This is a genomic window from Weizmannia acidilactici (assembly GCF_008974225.1).
Lineage (GTDB): Bacteria > Bacillota > Bacilli > Bacillales > Bacillaceae_C > Weizmannia > Weizmannia acidilactici.
The window spans coordinates 1-19,331 of sequence record NZ_BKZR01000042.1 but is presented as its reverse complement, the minus strand read 5'-3'; the positions used below and the strand labels follow the sequence as shown (position 1 = coordinate 19,331).

Genomic DNA, 19,331 nt, shown 5'->3' with positions numbered 1-19,331 from the left:
AAAAATGGAAACTGCATCCATGCGCCTGGATAAATTTTTAAAAGTTTCGCGATTGATCAAACGGAGGACGCTCGCGAAAGAAGTTGCCGACCAGGGCAGAATCCAGATTAACGGCGTACAGGCGAAAGCAAGTTCAAACGTAAAAGTGGGTGATGAACTGACGATCCGCTTCGGGCAGAAAGTGGTTACGGCGAAAGTGGAAAGTTTAAAGGAATCGACAAGAAAAGAAGATGCCGCACAAATGTACACAATCATCAGCGAAACGCGGGTGAATGAATAAGAAAGCCCGGCCGGTATGGAAACATGCCGGCTTTTCGTTTATTGTCGGCCCTATGGAAAGCAGCGAATTTAGGATGATAGGCAAAAATCCGAGCCTGTTAGAGCGGCTGCCGGAAGAATGCGCGAATACCAGATTTCCAGGGGGACCGGAAGTGTGTCTTGTTTTCGGTCTTTTTTCCGGTTGCCTGGCATAGTATAGTACAAAGTTTGGACAAGGAAAGTGGGGATCAGGATGAGTGATTTTTATAATACGCCGTCCAACAGCAAGCCGGTTCTCCAGGAACATGATGTCATTATGCGCGGCCGCAAGCTGCTGGACATTACCGGGGTTAAACAGGTGGAAAGTTTTGATAATGAGGAATTTTTACTGGAAACGGTTATGGGTTTTTTGGCAATCCGCGGGCAAAATCTGCAAATGAAAAACCTGGATGTGGATAAAGGGGTCGTCTCCATTAAAGGGAGAGTGTTTGACTTGGTTTATTTGGATGATCACAACGGGGAGAAAGCTAAGGGCCTCTTTAGCAAGCTGTTTAGATGAGCCTGACAACGCAATTTTATACGATGCTTGCCATGCTTGCCATGGGAAGCTTTTTTGGCGGCGCCCTTGATACGTATAACCGTTTTTTGCAAAGGGGAAAAAGAAAACGCTGGATTGTCTTTATCCATGATGTTCTTTTTTGGCTGTGCCAAAGCCTGCTGCTCTTTTATGTATTGTTTCTTGTGAATTCCGGGGAAGTCCGATTCTATATTTTTCTTGCCTTGTTGTGCGGATTTGCAGCTTACCAGGCATTGTTCAAGCGCGTGTACATGCATATCCTTGAATGGTGTATCCAAACGGCTGTCCGTACTGCCTGGTTTGCGGCCGGCATGTTCCGGCTGCTCCTATTCCGCCCGGCCAAGTGGTTTGTGCTTTTTCTGTTTGCTCTGTTAGTGGGGGCGGGACGGGCCTTTTATGCTATTGTAAAAATGATGGCAAAAATGGTAATATGGATACTAAAGGCAGCCTTTAAACCATTTTCCGCAATCGCCGGCCTTTTATGGCAGGTAAATCCGCTGAAAAGATATTTTGAAAGTTTCTTTGGGCTTACGGCAGGATTATGGAAAACGATCAAGAATAAGTTAGTAAAAATGAAAAACCGGATCGGCAGGTTTCTTAAAAAATAGCACGCTTCATCATATATTCCATTTTTGCCTGCTGCTGGCGGATAGGAGGTAAAGGTTTGGAACGTAACATTGCTTCAATGGACAATGCCTATATCAAACAGCAATCCGCGAAAGAAAAAATCATGGTAAAGAGGCGCAAACTGCTTTTCCGCCGGTTGGCGCTGTTTACCGTCGTGGCCGTTCTCATTTCCAGTGTGATGATTTCAACCCTTGTCTCACGGAAGGCGCAGCTGGCAGCCAAAAAAGAACAGAAAGTAAAATTGGAACAAAAAGTAAAAGAAATCGACAAACAGCAGACAATGTTGAAAAGCGAGATTGCCAAACTGAAAGATGACGATTATATTGCAAAGCTGGCAAGAAGCGAGTATTTTCTTTCTAAAAAAGGGGAAATTATCTTTAATCTTCCTGATTCCAAAAAGAATACCCAAGAAGAAGACGTGTCTTATTGACACTCTTTTTTCATGTTCGTTATAATATGTAAAAGCTTGATTTTTTAACTTTTAAGGAGGAAAAATTTTTTTATGTCAATCGAAGTAGGCAGCAAGTTACAAGGAAAAGTAACAGGCATCACTCATTTTGGGGCTTTCGTCGAATTGCCGGACGGCTCTACGGGACTTGTCCATATCAGCGAGGTTGCTGATAACTATGTAAAAGATATTCACGACCATTTAAATATCGGCGATATGGTTGAAGTGAAAGTCCTGAATGTCGAAAAGGACGGAAAAATCGGGCTGTCCATCCGCAAAGCGAAAGACCAGGCGCAGCAGTCCCACCGGCCGCAAAGGCACAACCGGGCAAACAACCGCGCAAAAGAAGATTTCGAAGCAAAGATGGCGCGCTTTCTGAAAGACAGTGAAGACCGCTTATCTTCGCTCAAGAGAAACACAGAGTCGAAACGCGGCGGACGCGGCGCCAGAAGAGGCTAACTTGCTGTCTAGTTGACACATAAATTGATACAGGATGCTTTGTGCATAGGAAACAGGTAAGCGAATCCGAAACAAGCAGATCGGTTTGTCGGATCCGCTTTTTTCTTTTGCCGTTTCGGACAAGATTCGCTGTGCTGCACGAAAAAAACCGACCCGTTTCAGGCCGGTTTTTTTATCCTTTGAATAGCGGCGGAGGGGATCGAACCCCCGACCTCACGGGTATGAACCGTACGCTCTAGCCAGCTGAGCTACGCCGCCGTCGCTTCTAACGAAAAGCACATTTTCTATGATACAGGCATAGAGGTTGTTTGTCAACTTATTCTTTTGAAGAAAATTGTAAAATGTTTTTCGGCTTCCCAAAGAAAAAGTCGAACTTTTCTTTTTATTTACAACGGAATTTTGACAAACTTTTGAGCAACGCTCCCTTATAATTGCATTTAACAAAACGAAATGGGGGGGTCGTTGTGAATATGGGAAAAATTGAGCGGGGTATTATCGAACAAGGGAGCAATGTGGATTTCGAGGAGACGAAAATGGAGTTTGCAAAAGGGTGGAAACGGCTCCAAGAAAAATTTGAATCCGTTTTTGTCCAAAAAGGGCTCAGCCTGCTTGTTATCGGGTTTTTGCTGGGAAGGGCACTCATTTTATCTCATTTTACACCGTTTGCGCTGCCGTTTTTTGCGGCTGTTTATGCAATGAAAAGGGACAAGGCGCCGATCGCTTTGCTCGGCCTCACCGCGGGCAGCTTAACAGTTTCTGTTGCGAACGGCGTTTATACGTTGGCATCCACCATCCTCTTTGTGCTTGTTTTCAGGCTGTTCGGCAAATACCATAAGGAAGAAATGCGGGTGCTGCCGTATTACATTCTTGCCATATCCTTCATCTCAAAATGCGTTTATTTCTATCTTCAGCAGCAATTCCAGCTCGCGCCTTATGACAGCCTCTTGGCGGGCGTGGAAGCATGCTTAACGTTTATCCTCACCATGATATTTATGCAAAGCATTCCGATATTATCACAAACAAGGCGGAAAAAAACATTAAAAACGGAGGAAGTCGTCAGTTTAATCATCATGCTGGCCTCCGTCCTGACCGGCACGATCGGCTGGTCAATAAACGGTCTGTCGGTTGAGCATATATTATCGCGTTATCTCGTCCTCCTGTTTGCTTTTGTTGGGGGCGCCACCGTCGGATCGACCGTCGGGGTTGTCACCGGGCTCATTTTCAGCCTCGCCAACGTGTCAAGTTTTTACCAAATGAGCCTGCTTGCATTCGCCGGGCTGCTGTGCGGTTTATTAAAGGAAGGAAAGCGCGGCGGGGCGTCGGCCGGCCTGCTGATTGCCACACTTTTAATCGGCATGTACGGCGAAACCAGCACGCCTTTAAGCGAGACGCTGTATGAATCATGCATCAGCATCGTCCTCTTGTTTTTGACGCCGCGCTCGTTTACCAGAAAAATGGCCAGGCATATCCCGGGGACAGCCGAGTATGCAAAAGAACAGCAGCAATATTTGCGGAAAGTGCGTGATGCCACCGTCCACCGCGTCGAACAGTTTTCGTCCGTTTTTCATGCGCTTTCCACAAGCTTCTCGCAGTATGACCAGGCAAAAGAAGAAGAGGATCAAGAACGGGAACTCGATTATTTTTTCAGCAACATCACGGAGCGGACGTGCCAGACCTGCTTTAAAAAAGAACAATGCTGGGCAAAAAACTTTGACCGGACATATGACTTGCTGAAGATGACAATGAAAGACCTGGATGAAGGGGACGGGACCGTTTCCCGCCGGGTCCACCGCGAGCTTGAAAAACATTGCGTAAAGGCGAAAAAAGTGGAAGATGCAATCCTCCAGGAATTGTCTTTCTATCAGGCGAATCAAAAATTGAAACAAATGATTAAAGAAAGCAGAAAAATTGTGGCGGAACAGCTTCAGGGTGTTTCGGAAGTAATGGGCGATTTTGCGAAAGAGATCCAGCGGGAACGTGAAAACCACCAACGGCAGGAAGAAATGATTCTGGAGGCGCTGCAGGATTTCGGGCTCGACATTGACCAGGTTGAGATTTACAGCCTTGAAGCGGGCAATATTGATATCGATATTACGCTGCCGCAGTACAGCGGTTACGGGGAGTGCGAAAAAATTATCGCCCCGATGCTTTCGGATATTTTAGGGGAAACGATTGTTGTCCAAAAAGAAGATTTCAGTTCGCATGCCGGCGGGCTTGGCTATGTGACATTCCGGTCGGCCAAGGCGTATGTGGTGGAAACAGGCGTGGCGCATGCCGCGAAAGGGGGCGGATTTATTTCCGGGGACAGTTATTCCATGATCGAGCTCGGGTCGAGGAAATATGCGATCGCGATCAGCGACGGGATGGGAAACGGCGAGCGCGCCCACCATGAAAGCAGTGAAACGCTCAGGCTGCTCCGGCAGATTTTGCAGTCCGGGATCGAGGAAAAAATCGCGATCAAATCGGTGAATTCGATCCTGGCGCTCAGGACACAGGAAGAAGTGTTTTCCACGCTCGATCTCGCCATGATTGATCTGCAGGATGCGAGCGGCAAATTTTTGAAAATCGGATCGACACCGAGTTTTATAAAGCGCGGCGATAAAGTCATCAAAATCGAATCGGGGAATTTGCCGATGGGGATGATCCAGGAATTTGATGTCGATGTGGTTTCCCGGCAATTGAAAGCCGGTGATATTTTGATCATGATGAGTGACGGGATTTTTGAAGGGCCGAAATATGTGGAAAACTCAGAACTTTGGATGAAGCGGAAGATCAGAGAAATCGAAACGGAAGATCCCCAGGAAATTGCCGATCTCCTTTTGGAAGAAGTGATCCGTTCCAGATCCGGGCTGATCGAAGACGATATGACCGTTGTTGTGGCAAAAGTCAAGCACAATATCCCGAAATGGGCCGCCATTCCGGTCAGCAAAGGGAAAAAGTTGATTTCATAGAAAAGCGGAGGACATACAGGTGTGAAAGGGGGCAGATTGTATATATTTTCTCCCGATTGTCGATGATGGTAAAAACGGCATTACAGCCATCAACGGACGAGGAGGAGAAGAAAGATGAATGCAGGCACATTAAAACAAATTTTACTCATTACGGACGGTTGTTCAAACCAGGGTGGCGATCCGGCGGCGGCCGCTGCTTTGGCCAGGGAAGAAGGTATTACCGTCAATGTGATTGGGGTGATGGAACGCGATATTATCGATGAAAAAGGCGCAAAAGAAATTCAAGATATCGCCATGTCGGGAGGTGGCGTCAGCCAAATCGTTTATACAAGGAATTTATCGCAAACGGTGCAGATGGTCACAAGAAGGGCAATGACGCAAACGATCCAGGGGGTTGTCAACAGGGAGTTAAAGCAGATTTTAGGGGATTCGGCATCGATAGAAGCGCTGCCCCCGGAAAAGCGCGGAGACGTGTTGGAGGTGGTCGATGAGCTGGGCGAAACGGTGGATTTGGAAATTTTAATTTTGGTCGATACAAGCGCAAGCATGAAACCAAAACTCCCGACAGTAAAAGAAGCTTTGCTCGATTTATCGTTAAGCTTGAATGCGCGGATGGGAAATAATCAATTTTCAGTTTTTGTATTTCCTGGGAAAAGGACCGAAGTGGAGAAATTACTTGACTGGACGCCGAAACTGGAATCTTTAACAAGTATTTTTCCAAAACTGCAGGTGGGCGGCATTACTCCGACGGGACCTGCGATACATGAAGCGATCCACTACTTCGGGCGAAAAAGGCAGTTAAGGGGATTGTTACCGCATGATGACGAACGATACTTTGAAGAGTCGATCTAATTATCCTTCGGGCACGGTCATAACGGGAAAGTGGCATAAAAAACAATACAGGATCCGAAAAAAACTGGGGGTGGGTGCAAACGGCGCTGTTTACCTAGCGGAATCGGAAGCGGGCCCTGTCGCGTTGAAAATAGGCGCCAGCACCGCTTCAATGGCTTCCGAGGCCAATGTATTAAAATCATTTGCCAAGGCCCAAGGGCACTCCCTCGGGCCTTCTTTGCTGGACGCGGATGATTGGGAACCCGGGGCGGAACCGATCCCGTTTTATGCCATGGAATATATCCATGGGCCGGACCTGCTTTCTTTCGTTTCCGAAAAAGGTTTTGCCTGGGCGGGAGTACTGGTCGTGCAGCTCCTTTCAGATGTGCATCATTTGCATGAGCAAGGATGGATCTTTGGAGACTTGAAGCCTGAAAATTTATTGGTGGAGGTGCCGTCCAACCGCATCCGCTGCATCGATCCGGGCGGAATGACAAAGATCGGGCGTTCTGTGAAAGAATTTACGGAGTTTTTTGACAGGGGTTATTGGGGCCTCGGCCCGCGGAAAGCCGATCCAGGCTACGATCTGTTTTCCGTTGCCATGGTCATGATCAATCTTGCTTACCAGCGCCGGTTCACGAAAAAGAATAATAACGGCCTGTTGCAGCTTATGGCAGCAGTAAAGCAGCATCCAGGGCTGAAAAAGTTCGAGCCGGTCCTCCGCAAAGCATTGCGTGGCACATATCGTTCGGCTTCCGAAATGAGGCGGGAATTGCTCGGGCTTTTAACGCAAGAAAAAACCGCGGATAAGCGGGGATATTCCGGGAAAGGGGAGCCCCAAAAACAAAAGGTCCGGATGTCGAGGGTGAAAAAACGCAAGTTCCGAAAATTAAAAAAGATTTTTGCCGGGATTGCCATCATTGTGATTGTGTCTATGTTATACTGGATATATAGCTTTTACATCGTTTGAATATGTTTAGAAATTTATGGGTGCCCATGTTAAAATGGATGTAACAAAAACTCGCAAAAGGAAAGGTTTTATATGCTGCCGTTTGAGGAAGAGGTATCCAATTTTATCAAAAAACACCGGCTGATTGAAAAGGGCGACCACCTTCTTGTGGCGGTTTCCGGCGGGCCGGATTCGCTTGCGCTGCTCCACTTTCTGGCGACAAGAAGCGAACGCTTCCATGCCAAGATTACTGCCGCCCATATTGACCATATGATCAGGGGGGAAGCGTCATACAACGACCTCTTATTTGTGGAAAGTTTTTGTAAAACATTACAAATTGGATGCGAAACTGCGAGAATTCCGATCCTGGAAAAAATGAAGGAGGAGGGTCTCGGCCTCGAGGAAACGGCCAGAAAATACCGTTACGGTTTTTTGGCGGAAACGATGGGGAAAATAAAGGCAAATAAAGTCGTATTCGGCCACCACGGCGATGACCAGATTGAAACGGTATTGATGCGTCTCACAAGGGGAACAGGCGGAAAAGGGAGGGCCGGGATCCCTTTCAGGCGGCCGTTTGCAAAAGGCGAGATCATCCGCCCCCTTTTAGGCACGACAAAAAAAGAAATTGAATCCTACTGTCTCCATTACCGCCTCAAGCCCCGTACTGACGCGAGCAACGAATCGCCCGCTTATACGAGAAACCGGTTCCGCTCCGTTGTCCTGCCATTTTTAAAAGAAGAAAATCCGCAGGTCCACGCGCATTTCCAAAGATTCAGCGAAGAACTGCTGGAAGATGAGGCTTTTCTTTACGGGCTGGCGCAGGAAAAAATACAGGAAGCACTTGCGGTGGAAGGCCGGTCCTGCACGCTTGATATCCCAAAGTTCAAACGGATGCCTTTACCTTTACAAAGGAGGGGGATTCATCTAATATTAAAATATCTTTACAATAGTGATTTGAAAAACATCACAGCCATACATACTGATGCTATTATAAAATTGGCCGGCAGCCCGCACCCGTCCGGAAGAGTTGACCTGCCCGGGGGGGTAAAAGCGGTGAGGGACTACGGGAGATGCATTTTTGCTTTCCGGGAACCTGCCGCCGGCATTACTACATACCAATACGATTTAGACGAAGGGATGGAAATTGATCTGCCGAACGGATATACGATAAGGCTTGAAAAACAGGAAATTTCATATTCATACCTTCCGAAGAATATGCTATTATTACACGTAAACGATATTTCTCTCCCCTTGATCGTCCGCACCCGGAAACCAGGGGATAGAATTGAAGTAAAAGGATTAGACGGCTCAAAAAAGGTAAAAGATATATTTATTGACGAAAAAATTTCAAAGCCGGAAAGAGACATATGGCCGGTTGTAACCGATTCAAACGGAACCATTTTATGGCTTCCGAATCTAAAAAAATCAAGATTTGAACCAAATCATGTTTTACCTCATGAAACCTACTATATTGTGCATTACTGTAAGCAAACAACTTCTAGGGGGCAATCACGAGATGAACCAGGATATTGAAAAAATATTAATTACAGAAGAGGAAGTCCAGCAAAAAGTAAAGGAATTGGGCGAGCAGCTGACGAAAGAATATGATGGTAGGTTTCCGCTTGCAATCGGGGTATTGAAAGGGGCCATGCTGTTTATGGCCGATCTTGTCAAGCATATTGATACATATTTGGAAATGGATTTTATGGATGTATCCAGTTATGGTAATTCAACTGTTTCATCCGGGGAAGTCAAAATTATAAAAGATTTGGACACGTCGGTTGAAGGCCGCGACATCCTCATCATAGAAGATATCATTGACAGCGGGATGACGCTCAGCTATCTTGTTGAATTGTTCCGTTACCGGAAAGCGAAATCCATTAAAATTGTGACATTGCTCGACAAACCATCCGGACGTAAAGCAGATATCCAGGCGGATTACGTCGGCTTTAACGTTCCGGACGAATTCGTCGTCGGTTACGGCCTCGATTACGCGGAAAAGTACCGCAACCTTCCTTACATCGGCGTCCTGAAGCCTTCCGTTTATACCCATCAGGAAGAGTAATCTTTTCCCAAAAAAACCGGACGAAAACGGAAGATTAAGGCTATATGTATGGAAAGCGAAAAAGAAAACGGTCGTTGATAAAAATATGAAAACAGGTGCAAAAGGTTGTTAAATTAAAAATTACTATAGTACTATTGAATATAGTTTTTTAAGACCGTGGGAGGAGGTAAGGAATGAATCGGATCTTTAGAAATACAATCTTCTATGTATTATTATTTCTCGTCCTGATTGGGATCGTAAGTTATTTCAATAATAGCAGCGAAACGACGGAAACCATTTCATATGATCAATTTGTTTCTTATTTGGATAATGGCAGTGTAAAGAGCTTTACCACGCAGCCTTCAAGGGGCGTTTATGAGGTCCGGGGCCAGCTGGATAATAATAAACAGTTTGTCACTTATGTTATGGATGACCAGGCCATGCTCAACCGGATCGATAAAGCGGCGGCGGACAAAAATGTTAAAGTGGATGTCCTGCCGGCAAAAGAAACGAATGGGTGGGTATCATTCCTGACATCCATTATCCCGTTCGTGATCATCTTTATTCTATTCTTCTTCCTGATGAACCAGGCACAGGGCGGCGGGGGCCGTGTCATGAATTTCGGGAAGAGCAAAGCAAGGCTTTACTCTGATGATAAAAAGAAAGTCCGTTTCCGCGACGTCGCCGGGGCGGACGAAGAAAAGCAGGAACTTGTCGAAGTGGTCGAGTTCTTAAAAGATCCCCGCAAGTTCTCGGAATTGGGCGCCCGCATCCCGAAAGGCGTACTGCTCGTCGGGCCTCCGGGTACCGGTAAAACATTGCTGGCAAGGGCAGTTGCCGGTGAAGCAGGAGTTCCTTTCTTCTCCATCAGCGGTTCTGATTTTGTCGAAATGTTTGTCGGTGTTGGTGCAAGCCGTGTCCGTGATTTGTTTGAAAATGCGAAAAAGAACGCGCCTTGTATCATCTTTATTGATGAAATCGACGCAGTCGGTCGTCAGCGCGGAGCCGGACTTGGCGGCGGCCATGATGAACGCGAACAAACGTTAAACCAATTGCTCGTTGAAATGGACGGTTTCAGCGCCAATGAAGGGATTATCATTATTGCGGCAACGAACCGTCCGGATATTCTCGACCCTGCGTTGCTGCGGCCGGGCCGTTTTGACAGACAGATTACCGTCGACCGCCCGGATGTCAACGGCCGGGAAGCAGTGCTCCGCGTCCATGCGCGCAATAAGCCGCTCGACCCTTCTGTCGATTTAAAAGCCATTGCCCAACGAACGCCGGGCTTCTCGGGAGCCGACTTGGAGAACTTGCTCAATGAAGCGGCGCTGATTGCAGCGCGGGCTTCCAAGAAAAAAATTGACATGCATGATATCGATGAAGCGACAGACCGTGTCATTGCCGGACCGGCTAAAAAAAGCCGCGTCATTTCCGAAAAAGAACGCAATATTGTTGCATACCATGAAAGCGGGCATACGATTATCGGGCTTGTGCTGGATGAAGCAGAAATCGTCCAGAAGGTTACGATCGTTCCGCGCGGCCAGGCCGGCGGATATGCGATGATGGTTCCGAAAGAAGACCGTTACTTTATGACAAAGCCGGAACTGCTCGATAAGATTACCGGGTTGCTTGGCGGCCGCGTTTCCGAAGAGATTACGTTCGGCGAAGTGTCGACAGGAGCTTCCAATGACTTTGAACGCGCCACTAATATTGCCAGGCGGATGGTAACGGAATTCGGGATGAGCGAAAAACTCGGGCCGATGCAGTTCGGTTCATCGCAAGGCCAGGTATTTTTGGGCAGAGACATCAATAACGACCAAAATTATTCCGATAAAATCGCATATGAAATTGATATCGAAATTCAAAATATCATGAAATTGTGCTATGAACGTGCAAAGCAAATTTTACTGGAGCACCGGGATAAGCTGGAATTGATCGCAAAAACACTGTTGGAAGTTGAAACGCTGGATGCAAAACAAATCAAACATTTGTTTGAGCACGGCACATTGCCGGATAAACCTGTCTCCAACCAGGATCCGACTGAAATCGGGGGGACAGAGCCGCGTGTCAAACTGCAGCCGAAGCAGGATAGGGTGAACGAAGTCGACCCGGACGCCGGAAGCAACCTTGATTCCGGAATGCCGCTCGAAAGGCGACCTGAAAAGTTCGGGCCAACAAAACCAACAGATGATGAAGATCAAGTGTGATCCATGAAGCGCAAAAAAGCACCGTCTAAAAAATTGGCGGTGCTTTTTTTGAAGGATTGTTAAAATTTTTGTTGAATTCCGGCATGCGCCACTATTTCTGGGTTCCTGTTCTGCAGGAAACCTTCCAATTTGACATGACTCATCAAAGAAGCATTTAGGGCGCAAATTCTCTGTTTTTTCGGTAATGGGCTGTTTCTTTCGTACATCTTTTTTGGGGTCGGGCTTTCCAACATGGCCATGAAAGCATTCTCTGTAGAACAAAGATTATGGTATGATGGTTGCGTAATCGAATATAGATAAATAAAGTGGTGAGCATATGTTACTTGTGATCGATGTCGGGAATACAAACATTGTACTAGGTGTATATGATAAAGACGAATTAAAATACCATTGGCGCATTCAAACGGTACGTGACAAAACGGATGATGAATACGGCATGTCGCTGAAAGCATTATTTAACCATGTCGGCATTGATTTCAAAGATATCACCGGGATCATCATTTCATCCGTTGTGCCGCCGATCATGTATGCATTGGAAAGAATGTGCAGCAAATATTTTCACGTGTCTCCGCTTATTGTTGGTCCGGGGATTAAAACGGGGCTCGACATTAAGTACGACAATCCGCGTGAAGTCGGCGCAGACCGGATTGTCAATGCGGTGGCGGGCATCCATGAGTACGGAAGCCCGTTGATTATTGTGGATTTCGGGACCGCAACCACTTATTGTTATATTAATGAGGACAAGCAGTACATGGGGGGAGCGATTGCGCCCGGCATCGGCATTTCCGCGGAGGCGCTGTATTCCAGGGCTGCCAAATTGCCGCGGATTGAAATTGCGAGCCCGGATGATATTATCGGCCGTAACACCGTCTCAGCCATGCAGGCGGGGATTGTTTTCGGCTATGTGGGACAGGTTGAAGGTATCGTCTCCCGGATGAAAGCAAAAAGTAAGAAAGACCCGATTGTAATTGCAACCGGCGGGCATGCGCCCCTGATTGCAAAAGAATCGAATAGCATCGATATTGTAGACCAGTTTTTAACTTTAAAAGGTCTATACCTGATCTACAAACGGAACGTGCAGTATTAAAGGAGGATTTTCTGTTGACGGATTACTTAATCAAAGCTTTGGCATATGACGGGCAAGTGCGCGCATACGCAGCGGATACGACACAAACGGTTGGCGAGGCGCAACGCAGGCATTATACGTGGCCGACGGCATCGGCCGCATTGGGAAGGACATTGACGGCAGGCGCCATGATGGGGGCAATGCTCAAAGGCGACGAGAAAATTACAATTAAGGTGGAAGGCGGCGGCCCGATCGGTGTAATCCTCGTGGATGCAAATGCGCACGGTGAAGTCCGCGGGTATGTCACGAATCCGCAAACCCATTTTGATGTAAATGAAAAAGGAAAGCTCGATGTCCGGCGCGCGGTCGGAACGGACGGAACCCTGACGGTTGTAAAAGACCTCGGGTTGCGTGAACATTTCTCTGGCCAGGTTCCGCTTGTTTCCGGAGAGCTTGGCGAAGATTTTACCTACTACTTTGCCGCTTCGGAGCAAGTGCCTTCCGCGGTTGGCGTGGGGGTGCTTGTCAATCCGGACAACACGATTTTGGCGTCGGGCGGTTTTATCATTCAGCTTATGCCGGGAACAGGGGAGGAAATCATTACGGCCATTGAAAACAAGATTGCCAATACAGCCCCGATTTCCGAGCTGATCCGGAAGGGATTAACACCGGAAGAAATTTTAGAAAGCCTCCTCGGCAAAGGAAATGTACAGGTATTGGACAAAATGCCGGTCCGTTTTGAATGCACCTGCTCAAAAGAAAAATTTGCATCCGCCATGATCAGCCTCGGGAAAAAAGAAATCCGGGAAATGATTGAAGAAGACGGGCAGGCTGAAGCCGTCTGCCATTTCTGTCGGGAAAAATACCACTTCACCCGCGAAGATTTGGAAAAACTGCTGGAAGAAGCAAAGGGGTAATAAGAAAAGTGGAAACACTTTGCCCAAGGGCGGCCCATCCTTTTTAGGAATTTTGTCATAGAGAAGCAAGGCATTCCAGTTGACAACCTGGCAAAATGATGTTATTTTTTAAATATTAAACCAATAAAAATACTCGGAATATGAGGTGGATGTCTTGGCACATTTTGCAAATTCGGTTGCCGAATTGGTCGGCAAAACACCGGTCGTAAAAGTAAACCGCTTAACAGACGAAAATTCTGCAGAAGTGTATTTAAAATTGGAGTATTTCAATCCCGCCAGCAGCGTAAAAGACCGTATTGCGCTTGCCATGATTGAAGATGCAGAGAAAAAAGGCCGCTTAAAACCGGGCGATACGATTGTCGAGCCGACAAGCGGAAACACAGGGATTGGGCTTGCAATGATTGCGGCTGCAAAGGGGTACAAAGCTGTCATTGTCATGCCTGAAACGATGAGCCTCGAACGCCGCAGCCTGCTTCGCGCATACGGGGCAAAACTTGTATTGACCCCTGGTTCAGAAGGCATTAAAGGCGCTGTCAATAAAGCCGAACAGCTTGTAAAAGAAAATGGCTACTTCATGCCGCAGCAATTCCAAAACCCGGCCAACCCGGAAATCCACCGTTTGACAACGGGGAAAGAAATCATCGAACAAATGGGAGACCAGCTTGACGCATTTGTTGCCGGCGTCGGTACCGGCGGAACGATTACAGGTGCTGGCCAGGCATTGCGTGAAGCTTACCCGGATATCAAAATTTATGCGGTAGAACCGGACGATTCACCGCTCCTGTCCGAAGGCAAACCGGGTCCGCATAAAATCCAGGGCATCGGCACCAACTTTGTCCCTGAGACGCTGGATAAAAACATTTATGATGAAATCATCCGCGTCAAAACAGAAGAAGCTTTTGAAGCTGCAAGAAAAGCGGCAAAAGAAGAAGGCGTGCTTGGCGGCATTTCATCCGGTGCGGCCATTTTCGCGGCCCTCGAGGTTGCGAAAAAACTCGGAAAAGGCAAGAAAGTGCTTGCCGTTGTTCCGGATACCGGCGAACGTTACCTGAGCACACCGCTTTACCAGTTTGAAGATTAAGCAGCGGATCCAAACCCCGTGGAGGAAAATTCTCTGCGGGTTTTCTTTTTTACCTGTAAAAATACGGATGTTTTATACGTGGAACGGAATTATGATAGACTATATTTATTGAAATGAAAGAAAAAGGGGAGAATAAAAATTGAAGTGTGGCCGGTTCGAGCTCGATTTTTCGAAAAAAACATATGTGATGGGCATTTTAAATGTCACGCCGGACTCTTTTTCCGACGGGGGGAATTTTTTTCATACAGACGAGGCAGTAAAACATGCATACCAAATGGTGGAAGACGGTGCCGATCTGCTCGATATCGGCGGCGAATCGACAAGGCCGGGGCATAAACCCATTTCCGCAGAAGAAGAACTGGAAAGGATTTTGCCGGTGATTCAGGCGGTCTCGGGAAACATACAAGTTCCGATTTCCGTAGATACGTATAAAGCGAAAACGGCAGATGAAGCGGTTCAAGCAGGGGCGCATATCATCAACGATGTATGGGGCGCAAAGCGGGATCCGGAAATCGCAGCTGTTGCTGCAAAGCATCGCGTTCCGATCATTTTAATGCATAACCGGGAAAATGCGTATTACGAAAATTTTATGCGCGACTGCCTGTATGATCTTTATGAAAGCATTAATATTGCAAAAAAAGCCGGTGTGGAAGATGACCAAATTATCTTGGATCCGGGTATTGGTTTTGCAAAAGGGTTTATGGAAGACCTCGAAATGATGCAAAACTTGGATAAGCTTGTTGCCCTCGGTTACCCGGTTTTGCTTGCCGCATCGAGAAAGCGGATGATCGGCCATGTGCTCGGACTGCCGGTCGATGAGAGAATGGAGGGCACGGGGGCGGTTTGCTGCTATGGGATTACAAAAGGCTGCCATATGGTGCGCGTCCATGACGTAAAGCCGGTCAGCAGAATGGTGAAAATAATGGATGCGCTTGTTGGAAAGGGGAAACCGGATGGACAAGATTCTTATTAATGAAATGGAGTTTTACGGCTATCACGGTGTGTTTCCGGAAGAGGCAAAACTGGGCCAGCGTTTCCGCGTATCGCTGACCCTTTATTTGGATTTAAAGCAGGCGGGATTGACAGACCGGTTGGAAGAAACGGTCAGTTATGCGGATGTATACAATCTGGCTAAAACGATCGTAGAAGGGCGCCCTTACCGTTTGCTTGAGGCCGTAGCAGAAAAATTGGCCGGGTCAATCCTTGCTTCATTTGATAAAATCTTGGAAGTAACGGTAAAAGTGACCAAACCGGATCCCCCTATCCCCGGCCATTACCAATCTGTTGCGGTAGAAATTACGAGGAGAAGAGACAATGGATAATTTTGCTTATTTGGCACTCGGGTCCAATATTGAGCCGCGCTTTTCCTATTTGCTTGATGCGGTCAAAGCGCTTGAAAACAACCTGGAAATTAAGGTTTGCAAAGTTTCATCGATTTATGAAACCGATCCGGTCGGCTACACGGATCAAGGAAAATTTTTGAATATGGCGGTAAAAATCAACACCGGTTTATCGCCTTTCGAACTGCTTGATGCATGCCTCCGGATTGAAAAAGCTTTGGGAAGAAAAAGGGAAATCCGATGGGGACCGCGGACGATCGATCTTGACATTTTGCTGTATAATCATGAAAATATGGAAACAGAGACACTTGTACTCCCACACCCGAGAATGCATGAAAGGGCATTTGTTTTAGTTCCACTCACAGAATTGGACAACTCGCTCATACATCCTGTTACAAAAATCCCTTTTGCAAAATTGCTTGAAGCATGTATAGACAGAGAAGGGATCCGGCTATGGAAACAGATAAGCGGGGAAGGCGTATCCGCGCTTTCCGGAAATTAAAAGGATTTACACAGGAAAGTTTTGCGAGGAAGATGGGTGTTTCTGTGTCTGTGCTCGGGGAAGTGGAAAGCAGAACGGAATGGCCCTCGGAAGCACTGTTGGAAAAAATTTCATCCGTTTTTTGATATACCGATAGATGAAATCATCCGCGATGAAAAAGGAGGTTTATGAATGTTAAAAATCCGCGATATTGAAATGAAAAACCCTGTCGTTTTAGCGCCTATGGCCGGCGTCTGCAATTCCGCCTTCCGCCTGACCGTCAAAGAGTTCGGCGCAGGACTTGTTTGCGCCGAAATGATCAGCGATAAAGGGATCCTTTACAAAAATGAAAAAACGCTAAACATGCTGTATATTGACGAACGGGAAAAACCGATGAGCCTGCAGATTTTCGGCGGGGAAAAAGAGTCACTTGTCGAAGCAGCCAAATTTGTCGATAAAAATACGAATGCCGACATCATTGATATCAACATGGGCTGCCCGGTCAATAAAGTCATTAAGTGTGAAGCGGGCGCGAAATGGCTGCTTGACCCGAACAAAATTTACGAAATGGTGGCAGCGGTTGTCGATGCCGTTGAAAAGCCGGTCACGGTTAAAATGCGGATGGGCTGGGATGACAAGCATATTTATGCGGTGGAAAATGCCCGGGCTGTGGAACGCGCAGGCGGATCTGCCGTTTCACTGCACGGCCGAACCCGTGAGCAGATGTATGAAGGGCATGCGAACTGGGACATTATCCGTGAAGTGAAACAAGCGGTAAATATCCCTGTGATCGGAAACGGCGATGTGAAAACACCGCAGGATGCAAAACGGATGCTCGATGAAACCGGGGTGGACGGGGTCATGATCGGGCGCGCCGCACTCGGCAACCCGTGGATGATCTACCGGACGGTGAAATACCTGGAAACCGGCGAATTAATCGGAGAGCCTTCCATCCGCGAAAAAATCGATGTCTGCATCTTGCACCTCGACCGCCTGATCGCGTTGAAAAACGAAGAAATCGCAGTCCGCGAAATGAGAAAGCATGCTGCATGGTATTTAAAAGGCCTGCGAGGCAATGCCAAAGTGCGGAACGGCATTAATGCGTGCGAAACAAGGGAGGATCTTGTCACCCTCCTACGCAATTATGTGGAAGAGCAGGAAGCAAAACAAAAACAAGCAGTGTAAGGATGATAACTGCCAGTGGAATCACTGGCAGTTATCATGTTCGCTCTTGTACATAAAGAAAAACCTTTTTAATGATGTCTGAACGGAAAAGATTGTGTACAATAATAGAGGTATACGGCTATAATGGCTAATGTTGAACGGCGGACCATTCAAGCATTGATTGGCAGAATACAAGGAAGGGCAGCTTTCCTTTTTCGTAAGTTTGAGCAAATATTGGCCGGTGTATTTTTAACGATTGGAGGAAAATGTTTAGATGAGTGGCGAAAATATAAATGAACAGTATCTCGTCCGGAAAGAAAAAATGGAGGCGCTTCGGGAAAAAGGCATCGATCCGTTCGGCAAACGCTTTGATCGGACGGCAAACACCGAGGAATTAAAGCAAAAATATGGCGAATGGACGGAAGAAGAACTGGAAGAAAAAGAGATTCCCGTTGCCATTGCCGGGAGAATCATGACAAAACGGCGGAAAGGGAAAGCAGGTTTCGCCCATATCCAGGATCTAAAGGGGCAAATCCAATTTTATATTCGCCAGGACGCTGTCGGGGAAGAACAGTACGAGTTGTTTAAAAACGCCGACCTTGGGGATATCGTCGGCCTCAAAGGAACAGTTTTCCGCACGAAAGTAGGGGAGCTGTCCGTAAAGGTCAAAGAGTTTATTCTGTTAACGAAAGCGCTGCGCCCGCTGCCGGATAAATTCCACGGCCTGCGCGACATTGAACAGCGCTACCGCCAGCGTTATCTGGACCTGATCATGAACGAAGAAAGCAAAAATACGTTCATCGCAAGAAGCCGGATTGTCCAATCAATCCGCAATTATTTGGACAAAAGCGGCTACCTTGAAGTCGAAACGCCAATGATGCATACCATTGCCGGGGGAGCGGCTGCACGCCCGTTTATTACGCACCATAATGCATTGGATATGGACCTGTACATGCGGATCGCGATTGAACTCCATCTAAAACGCCTGATTGTCGGCGGTTTAGAAAAAGTATATGAAATCGGGCGCGTATTCCGCAACGAAGGCATTGACACCCGTCACAACCCTGAGTTCACTATGCTCGAACTATATGAAGCATATGCGGATTTTAATGATATTATGCGACTGACCGAAAACTTGATTGCCCACACGGCGAAAGAAGTACTGGGCAAAACCACCATCCAATACGGAGAACATGAAGTGAACCTCGAGCCGGAATGGCGCCGCCTGCATATGGTGGATGCTATTAAAGAATATACGGGCGTCGATTTCTGGAATGTCACGAGCACAGAAGAAGCGAGGGCGCTTGCGAAAGAACACAATATTGAGATTACGGAGCATATGGAATACGGGCATATCGTGAACGAATTTTTTGAGCAAAGGGTGGAAGACAAACTCATCCAGCCGACATTCATTTACGGCCATCCGGTGGAAATCTCCCCGCTGGCCAGGAAAAATGAAAAAGACCCGCGGTTTACAGACCGATTTGAGCTGTTTATCGTAGGGCGTGAACATGCCAATGCGTTCACGGAGCTCAATGACCCGATCGACCAGCGCGAACGTTTCCTTAACCAGTTAAAAGAACGGGAACAAGGAAATGATGAAGCACACCAAATGGATGAAGACTTCCTGGAAGCTTTGGAATACGGCATGCCGCCAACAGGTGGGCTCGGCATCGGCATCGACCGACTCGTGATGCTGTTAACGAATTCCCCATCCATCCGCGATGTGCTGCTCTTCCCTTTGATGAAAAGCAGAGGTTAAAAAACGGCTTTGGCCCTGCTTAAGTTTGTAGGCTTTAACGCGCGTGCATGAATAGATGAATGAAAAGGCGGTTGGAGGCATTTTTGCCCGGCTCTTATGACAAAAGCCGAGATTTCAAATAGACGAAAAAGCAGCGGGAACTGTTTGCCGGGTTCCGCTGCTTTTTTTG

The 19,331-nt window shown here is 47.1% G+C and carries 20 protein-coding genes, 1 tRNA gene and 1 pseudogene; 21 read left to right on the top strand and 1 reads right to left on the bottom strand.

Features of this window, described 5'->3' with window-relative positions; all coding sequences use genetic code 11:
• The first annotated feature begins 19 nt into the window (after positions 1 to 19).
• From GBH70_RS13575 to GBH70_RS13555, 5 genes are all read left to right on the top strand, one after another.
• A complete protein-coding gene (locus tag GBH70_RS13575; RefSeq protein WP_172967541.1) occupies positions 20 to 280 on the top strand; it encodes an RNA-binding S4 domain-containing protein in 261 nt (86 codons plus the stop codon).
• A 231-nt stretch (positions 281 to 511) separates the two neighbouring features.
• Positions 512 to 817, top strand: coding sequence for a sporulation protein YabP (gene yabP, locus GBH70_RS13570; RefSeq protein WP_151681543.1), 306 nt, complete (start codon positions 512 to 514; stop codon positions 815 to 817).
• Positions 814 to 1,443, top strand: coding sequence for a spore cortex biosynthesis protein YabQ (yabQ, locus tag GBH70_RS13565; RefSeq protein WP_151681542.1), 630 nt, complete (start codon positions 814 to 816; stop codon positions 1,441 to 1,443). The genes yabP and yabQ overlap by 4 nt, the downstream gene beginning before the upstream one ends.
• 56 nt (positions 1,444 to 1,499) lie before the next feature.
• A complete protein-coding gene (locus GBH70_RS13560) occupies positions 1,500 to 1,892 on the top strand; it encodes an FtsB family cell division protein (RefSeq protein ID WP_253693903.1) in 393 nt (130 codons plus the stop codon).
• Between the two features lie 72 nt (positions 1,893 to 1,964).
• A complete protein-coding gene (locus GBH70_RS13555) occupies positions 1,965 to 2,369 on the top strand; it encodes a S1 domain-containing RNA-binding protein (RefSeq protein ID WP_151681541.1) in 405 nt (134 codons plus the stop codon).
• A gap of 184 nt (positions 2,370 to 2,553) precedes the next feature.
• Here the strand turns inward: GBH70_RS13555 and GBH70_RS13550 are convergent.
• Positions 2,554 to 2,627: transfer RNA gene (locus tag GBH70_RS13550), tRNA-Met, on the bottom strand.
• A 212-nt stretch (positions 2,628 to 2,839) separates the two neighbouring features.
• Here GBH70_RS13550 and spoIIE point away from each other — a divergent pair.
• The 16 genes and pseudogenes from spoIIE to lysS all read left to right on the top strand — a co-directional run bounded on the left by spoIIE (position 2,840) and on the right by lysS (position 19,162).
• The gene (spoIIE, locus tag GBH70_RS13540) at positions 2,840 to 5,320 is read left to right on the top strand and encodes a stage II sporulation protein E (RefSeq protein ID WP_172967540.1); all 2,481 of its coding nucleotides are present in this window, start codon (positions 2,840 to 2,842) and stop codon (positions 5,318 to 5,320) included.
• 114 nt (positions 5,321 to 5,434) lie between these two features.
• On the top strand, positions 5,435 to 6,172 hold the full coding sequence (locus tag GBH70_RS13535; RefSeq protein WP_151681539.1) for a vWA domain-containing protein: 738 nt from the start codon (positions 5,435 to 5,437) through the stop codon (positions 6,170 to 6,172).
• Positions 6,138 to 7,121: a serine/threonine protein kinase PrkT gene (prkT, locus tag GBH70_RS13530; RefSeq protein WP_151681538.1), complete on the top strand. Its 984-nt coding sequence runs from the start codon at positions 6,138 to 6,140 to the stop codon at positions 7,119 to 7,121. The genes GBH70_RS13535 and prkT overlap by 35 nt, the downstream gene beginning before the upstream one ends.
• Before the next feature lie 72 nt (positions 7,122 to 7,193).
• Positions 7,194 to 8,633 (top strand): tRNA lysidine(34) synthetase TilS, encoded by a 1,440-nt coding sequence (gene tilS / locus GBH70_RS13525; RefSeq protein WP_151681537.1) that lies wholly within the window; start codon positions 7,194 to 7,196, stop codon positions 8,631 to 8,633.
• Positions 8,617 to 9,165, top strand: coding sequence for a hypoxanthine phosphoribosyltransferase (hpt, locus tag GBH70_RS13520; RefSeq protein WP_151681536.1), 549 nt, complete (start codon positions 8,617 to 8,619; stop codon positions 9,163 to 9,165). Before tilS ends, hpt begins: the two co-directional genes overlap by 17 nt.
• 173 nt (positions 9,166 to 9,338) lie before the next feature.
• Positions 9,339 to 11,351 carry an ATP-dependent zinc metalloprotease FtsH gene (gene ftsH / locus GBH70_RS13515; RefSeq protein ID WP_151681535.1) on the top strand — a complete coding sequence of 671 codons (2,013 nt, stop codon included), beginning with the start codon at positions 9,339 to 9,341 and terminating at the stop codon, positions 11,349 to 11,351.
• A gap of 316 nt (positions 11,352 to 11,667) precedes the next feature.
• Positions 11,668 to 12,438, top strand: a complete 771-nt coding sequence (locus tag GBH70_RS13510) for a type III pantothenate kinase (protein ID WP_151681534.1) — start codon at positions 11,668 to 11,670, stop codon at positions 12,436 to 12,438.
• Positions 12,439 to 12,452: 14 nt separating this feature from the next.
• Positions 12,453 to 13,334 carry an Hsp33 family molecular chaperone HslO gene (gene hslO, locus GBH70_RS13505; RefSeq protein WP_151681533.1) on the top strand — a complete coding sequence of 294 codons (882 nt, stop codon included), beginning with the start codon at positions 12,453 to 12,455 and terminating at the stop codon, positions 13,332 to 13,334.
• A 154-nt stretch (positions 13,335 to 13,488) separates the two neighbouring features.
• Positions 13,489 to 14,415: a cysteine synthase A gene (gene cysK / locus GBH70_RS13500; protein WP_151681532.1), complete on the top strand. Its 927-nt coding sequence runs from the start codon at positions 13,489 to 13,491 to the stop codon at positions 14,413 to 14,415.
• Between the two features lie 139 nt (positions 14,416 to 14,554).
• Positions 14,555 to 15,388: a dihydropteroate synthase gene (gene folP / locus GBH70_RS13495; protein ID WP_151681531.1), complete on the top strand. Its 834-nt coding sequence runs from the start codon at positions 14,555 to 14,557 to the stop codon at positions 15,386 to 15,388.
• Positions 15,369 to 15,737: a dihydroneopterin aldolase gene (gene folB / locus GBH70_RS13490; RefSeq protein WP_151681530.1), complete on the top strand. Its 369-nt coding sequence runs from the start codon at positions 15,369 to 15,371 to the stop codon at positions 15,735 to 15,737. Before folP ends, folB begins: the two co-directional genes overlap by 20 nt.
• Positions 15,730 to 16,257: a 2-amino-4-hydroxy-6-hydroxymethyldihydropteridine diphosphokinase gene (folK, locus tag GBH70_RS13485; RefSeq protein WP_151681529.1), complete on the top strand. Its 528-nt coding sequence runs from the start codon at positions 15,730 to 15,732 to the stop codon at positions 16,255 to 16,257. The genes folB and folK overlap by 8 nt, the downstream gene beginning before the upstream one ends.
• Positions 16,209 to 16,428 (top strand): annotated as a pseudogene (locus GBH70_RS13480) (helix-turn-helix domain-containing protein). The gene folK and the pseudogene GBH70_RS13480 overlap by 49 nt, the downstream one beginning before the upstream one ends.
• Positions 16,429 to 17,421 carry a tRNA dihydrouridine synthase DusB gene (dusB, locus tag GBH70_RS13475; protein WP_151681527.1) on the top strand — a complete coding sequence of 331 codons (993 nt, stop codon included), beginning with the start codon at positions 16,429 to 16,431 and terminating at the stop codon, positions 17,419 to 17,421.
• 123 nt (positions 17,422 to 17,544) lie between these two features.
• Complete coding sequence (locus GBH70_RS16850; RefSeq protein WP_172967539.1) at positions 17,545 to 17,697, top strand: hypothetical protein; 153 nt, start codon at positions 17,545 to 17,547, stop codon at positions 17,695 to 17,697.
• Positions 17,675 to 19,162 (top strand): lysine--tRNA ligase, encoded by a 1,488-nt coding sequence (gene lysS / locus GBH70_RS13470; protein ID WP_151681526.1) that lies wholly within the window; start codon positions 17,675 to 17,677, stop codon positions 19,160 to 19,162. Before GBH70_RS16850 ends, lysS begins: the two co-directional genes overlap by 23 nt.
• Positions 19,163 to 19,331: the final 169 nt, after the last annotated feature.

What these genes read in the sequence shown, in the direction of transcription:
- yabQ (WP_151681542.1), top strand. Translation starts at nt 814, where the DNA reads ATGAGCCTGACAACGCAATTTTATACGATGCTTGCCATGCTTGCCATG.
- folK (WP_151681529.1), top strand. Translation starts at nt 15,730, where the DNA reads ATGGATAATTTTGCTTATTTGGCACTCGGGTCCAATATTGAGCCGCGC.
- folB (WP_151681530.1), top strand. Translation starts at nt 15,369, where the DNA reads ATGGACAAGATTCTTATTAATGAAATGGAGTTTTACGGCTATCACGGT.
- GBH70_RS13555 (WP_151681541.1), top strand. Translation starts at nt 1,965, where the DNA reads ATGTCAATCGAAGTAGGCAGCAAGTTACAAGGAAAAGTAACAGGCATC.
- GBH70_RS16850 (WP_172967539.1), top strand. Translation starts at nt 17,545, where the DNA reads ATGGCTAATGTTGAACGGCGGACCATTCAAGCATTGATTGGCAGAATA.
- tilS (WP_151681537.1), top strand. Translation starts at nt 7,194, where the DNA reads ATGCTGCCGTTTGAGGAAGAGGTATCCAATTTTATCAAAAAACACCGG.
- hpt (WP_151681536.1), top strand. Translation starts at nt 8,617, where the DNA reads ATGAACCAGGATATTGAAAAAATATTAATTACAGAAGAGGAAGTCCAG.
- spoIIE (WP_172967540.1), top strand. Translation starts at nt 2,840, where the DNA reads ATGGGAAAAATTGAGCGGGGTATTATCGAACAAGGGAGCAATGTGGAT.
- GBH70_RS13575 (WP_172967541.1), top strand. Translation starts at nt 20, where the DNA reads ATGCGCCTGGATAAATTTTTAAAAGTTTCGCGATTGATCAAACGGAGG.
- prkT (WP_151681538.1), top strand. Translation starts at nt 6,138, where the DNA reads ATGATGACGAACGATACTTTGAAGAGTCGATCTAATTATCCTTCGGGC.
- ftsH (WP_151681535.1), top strand. Translation starts at nt 9,339, where the DNA reads ATGAATCGGATCTTTAGAAATACAATCTTCTATGTATTATTATTTCTC.
- lysS (WP_151681526.1), top strand. Translation starts at nt 17,675, where the DNA reads ATGAGTGGCGAAAATATAAATGAACAGTATCTCGTCCGGAAAGAAAAA.
- GBH70_RS13510 (WP_151681534.1), top strand. Translation starts at nt 11,668, where the DNA reads ATGTTACTTGTGATCGATGTCGGGAATACAAACATTGTACTAGGTGTA.
- GBH70_RS13535 (WP_151681539.1), top strand. Translation starts at nt 5,435, where the DNA reads ATGAATGCAGGCACATTAAAACAAATTTTACTCATTACGGACGGTTGT.
- yabP (WP_151681543.1), top strand. Translation starts at nt 512, where the DNA reads ATGAGTGATTTTTATAATACGCCGTCCAACAGCAAGCCGGTTCTCCAG.
- dusB (WP_151681527.1), top strand. Translation starts at nt 16,429, where the DNA reads ATGTTAAAAATCCGCGATATTGAAATGAAAAACCCTGTCGTTTTAGCG.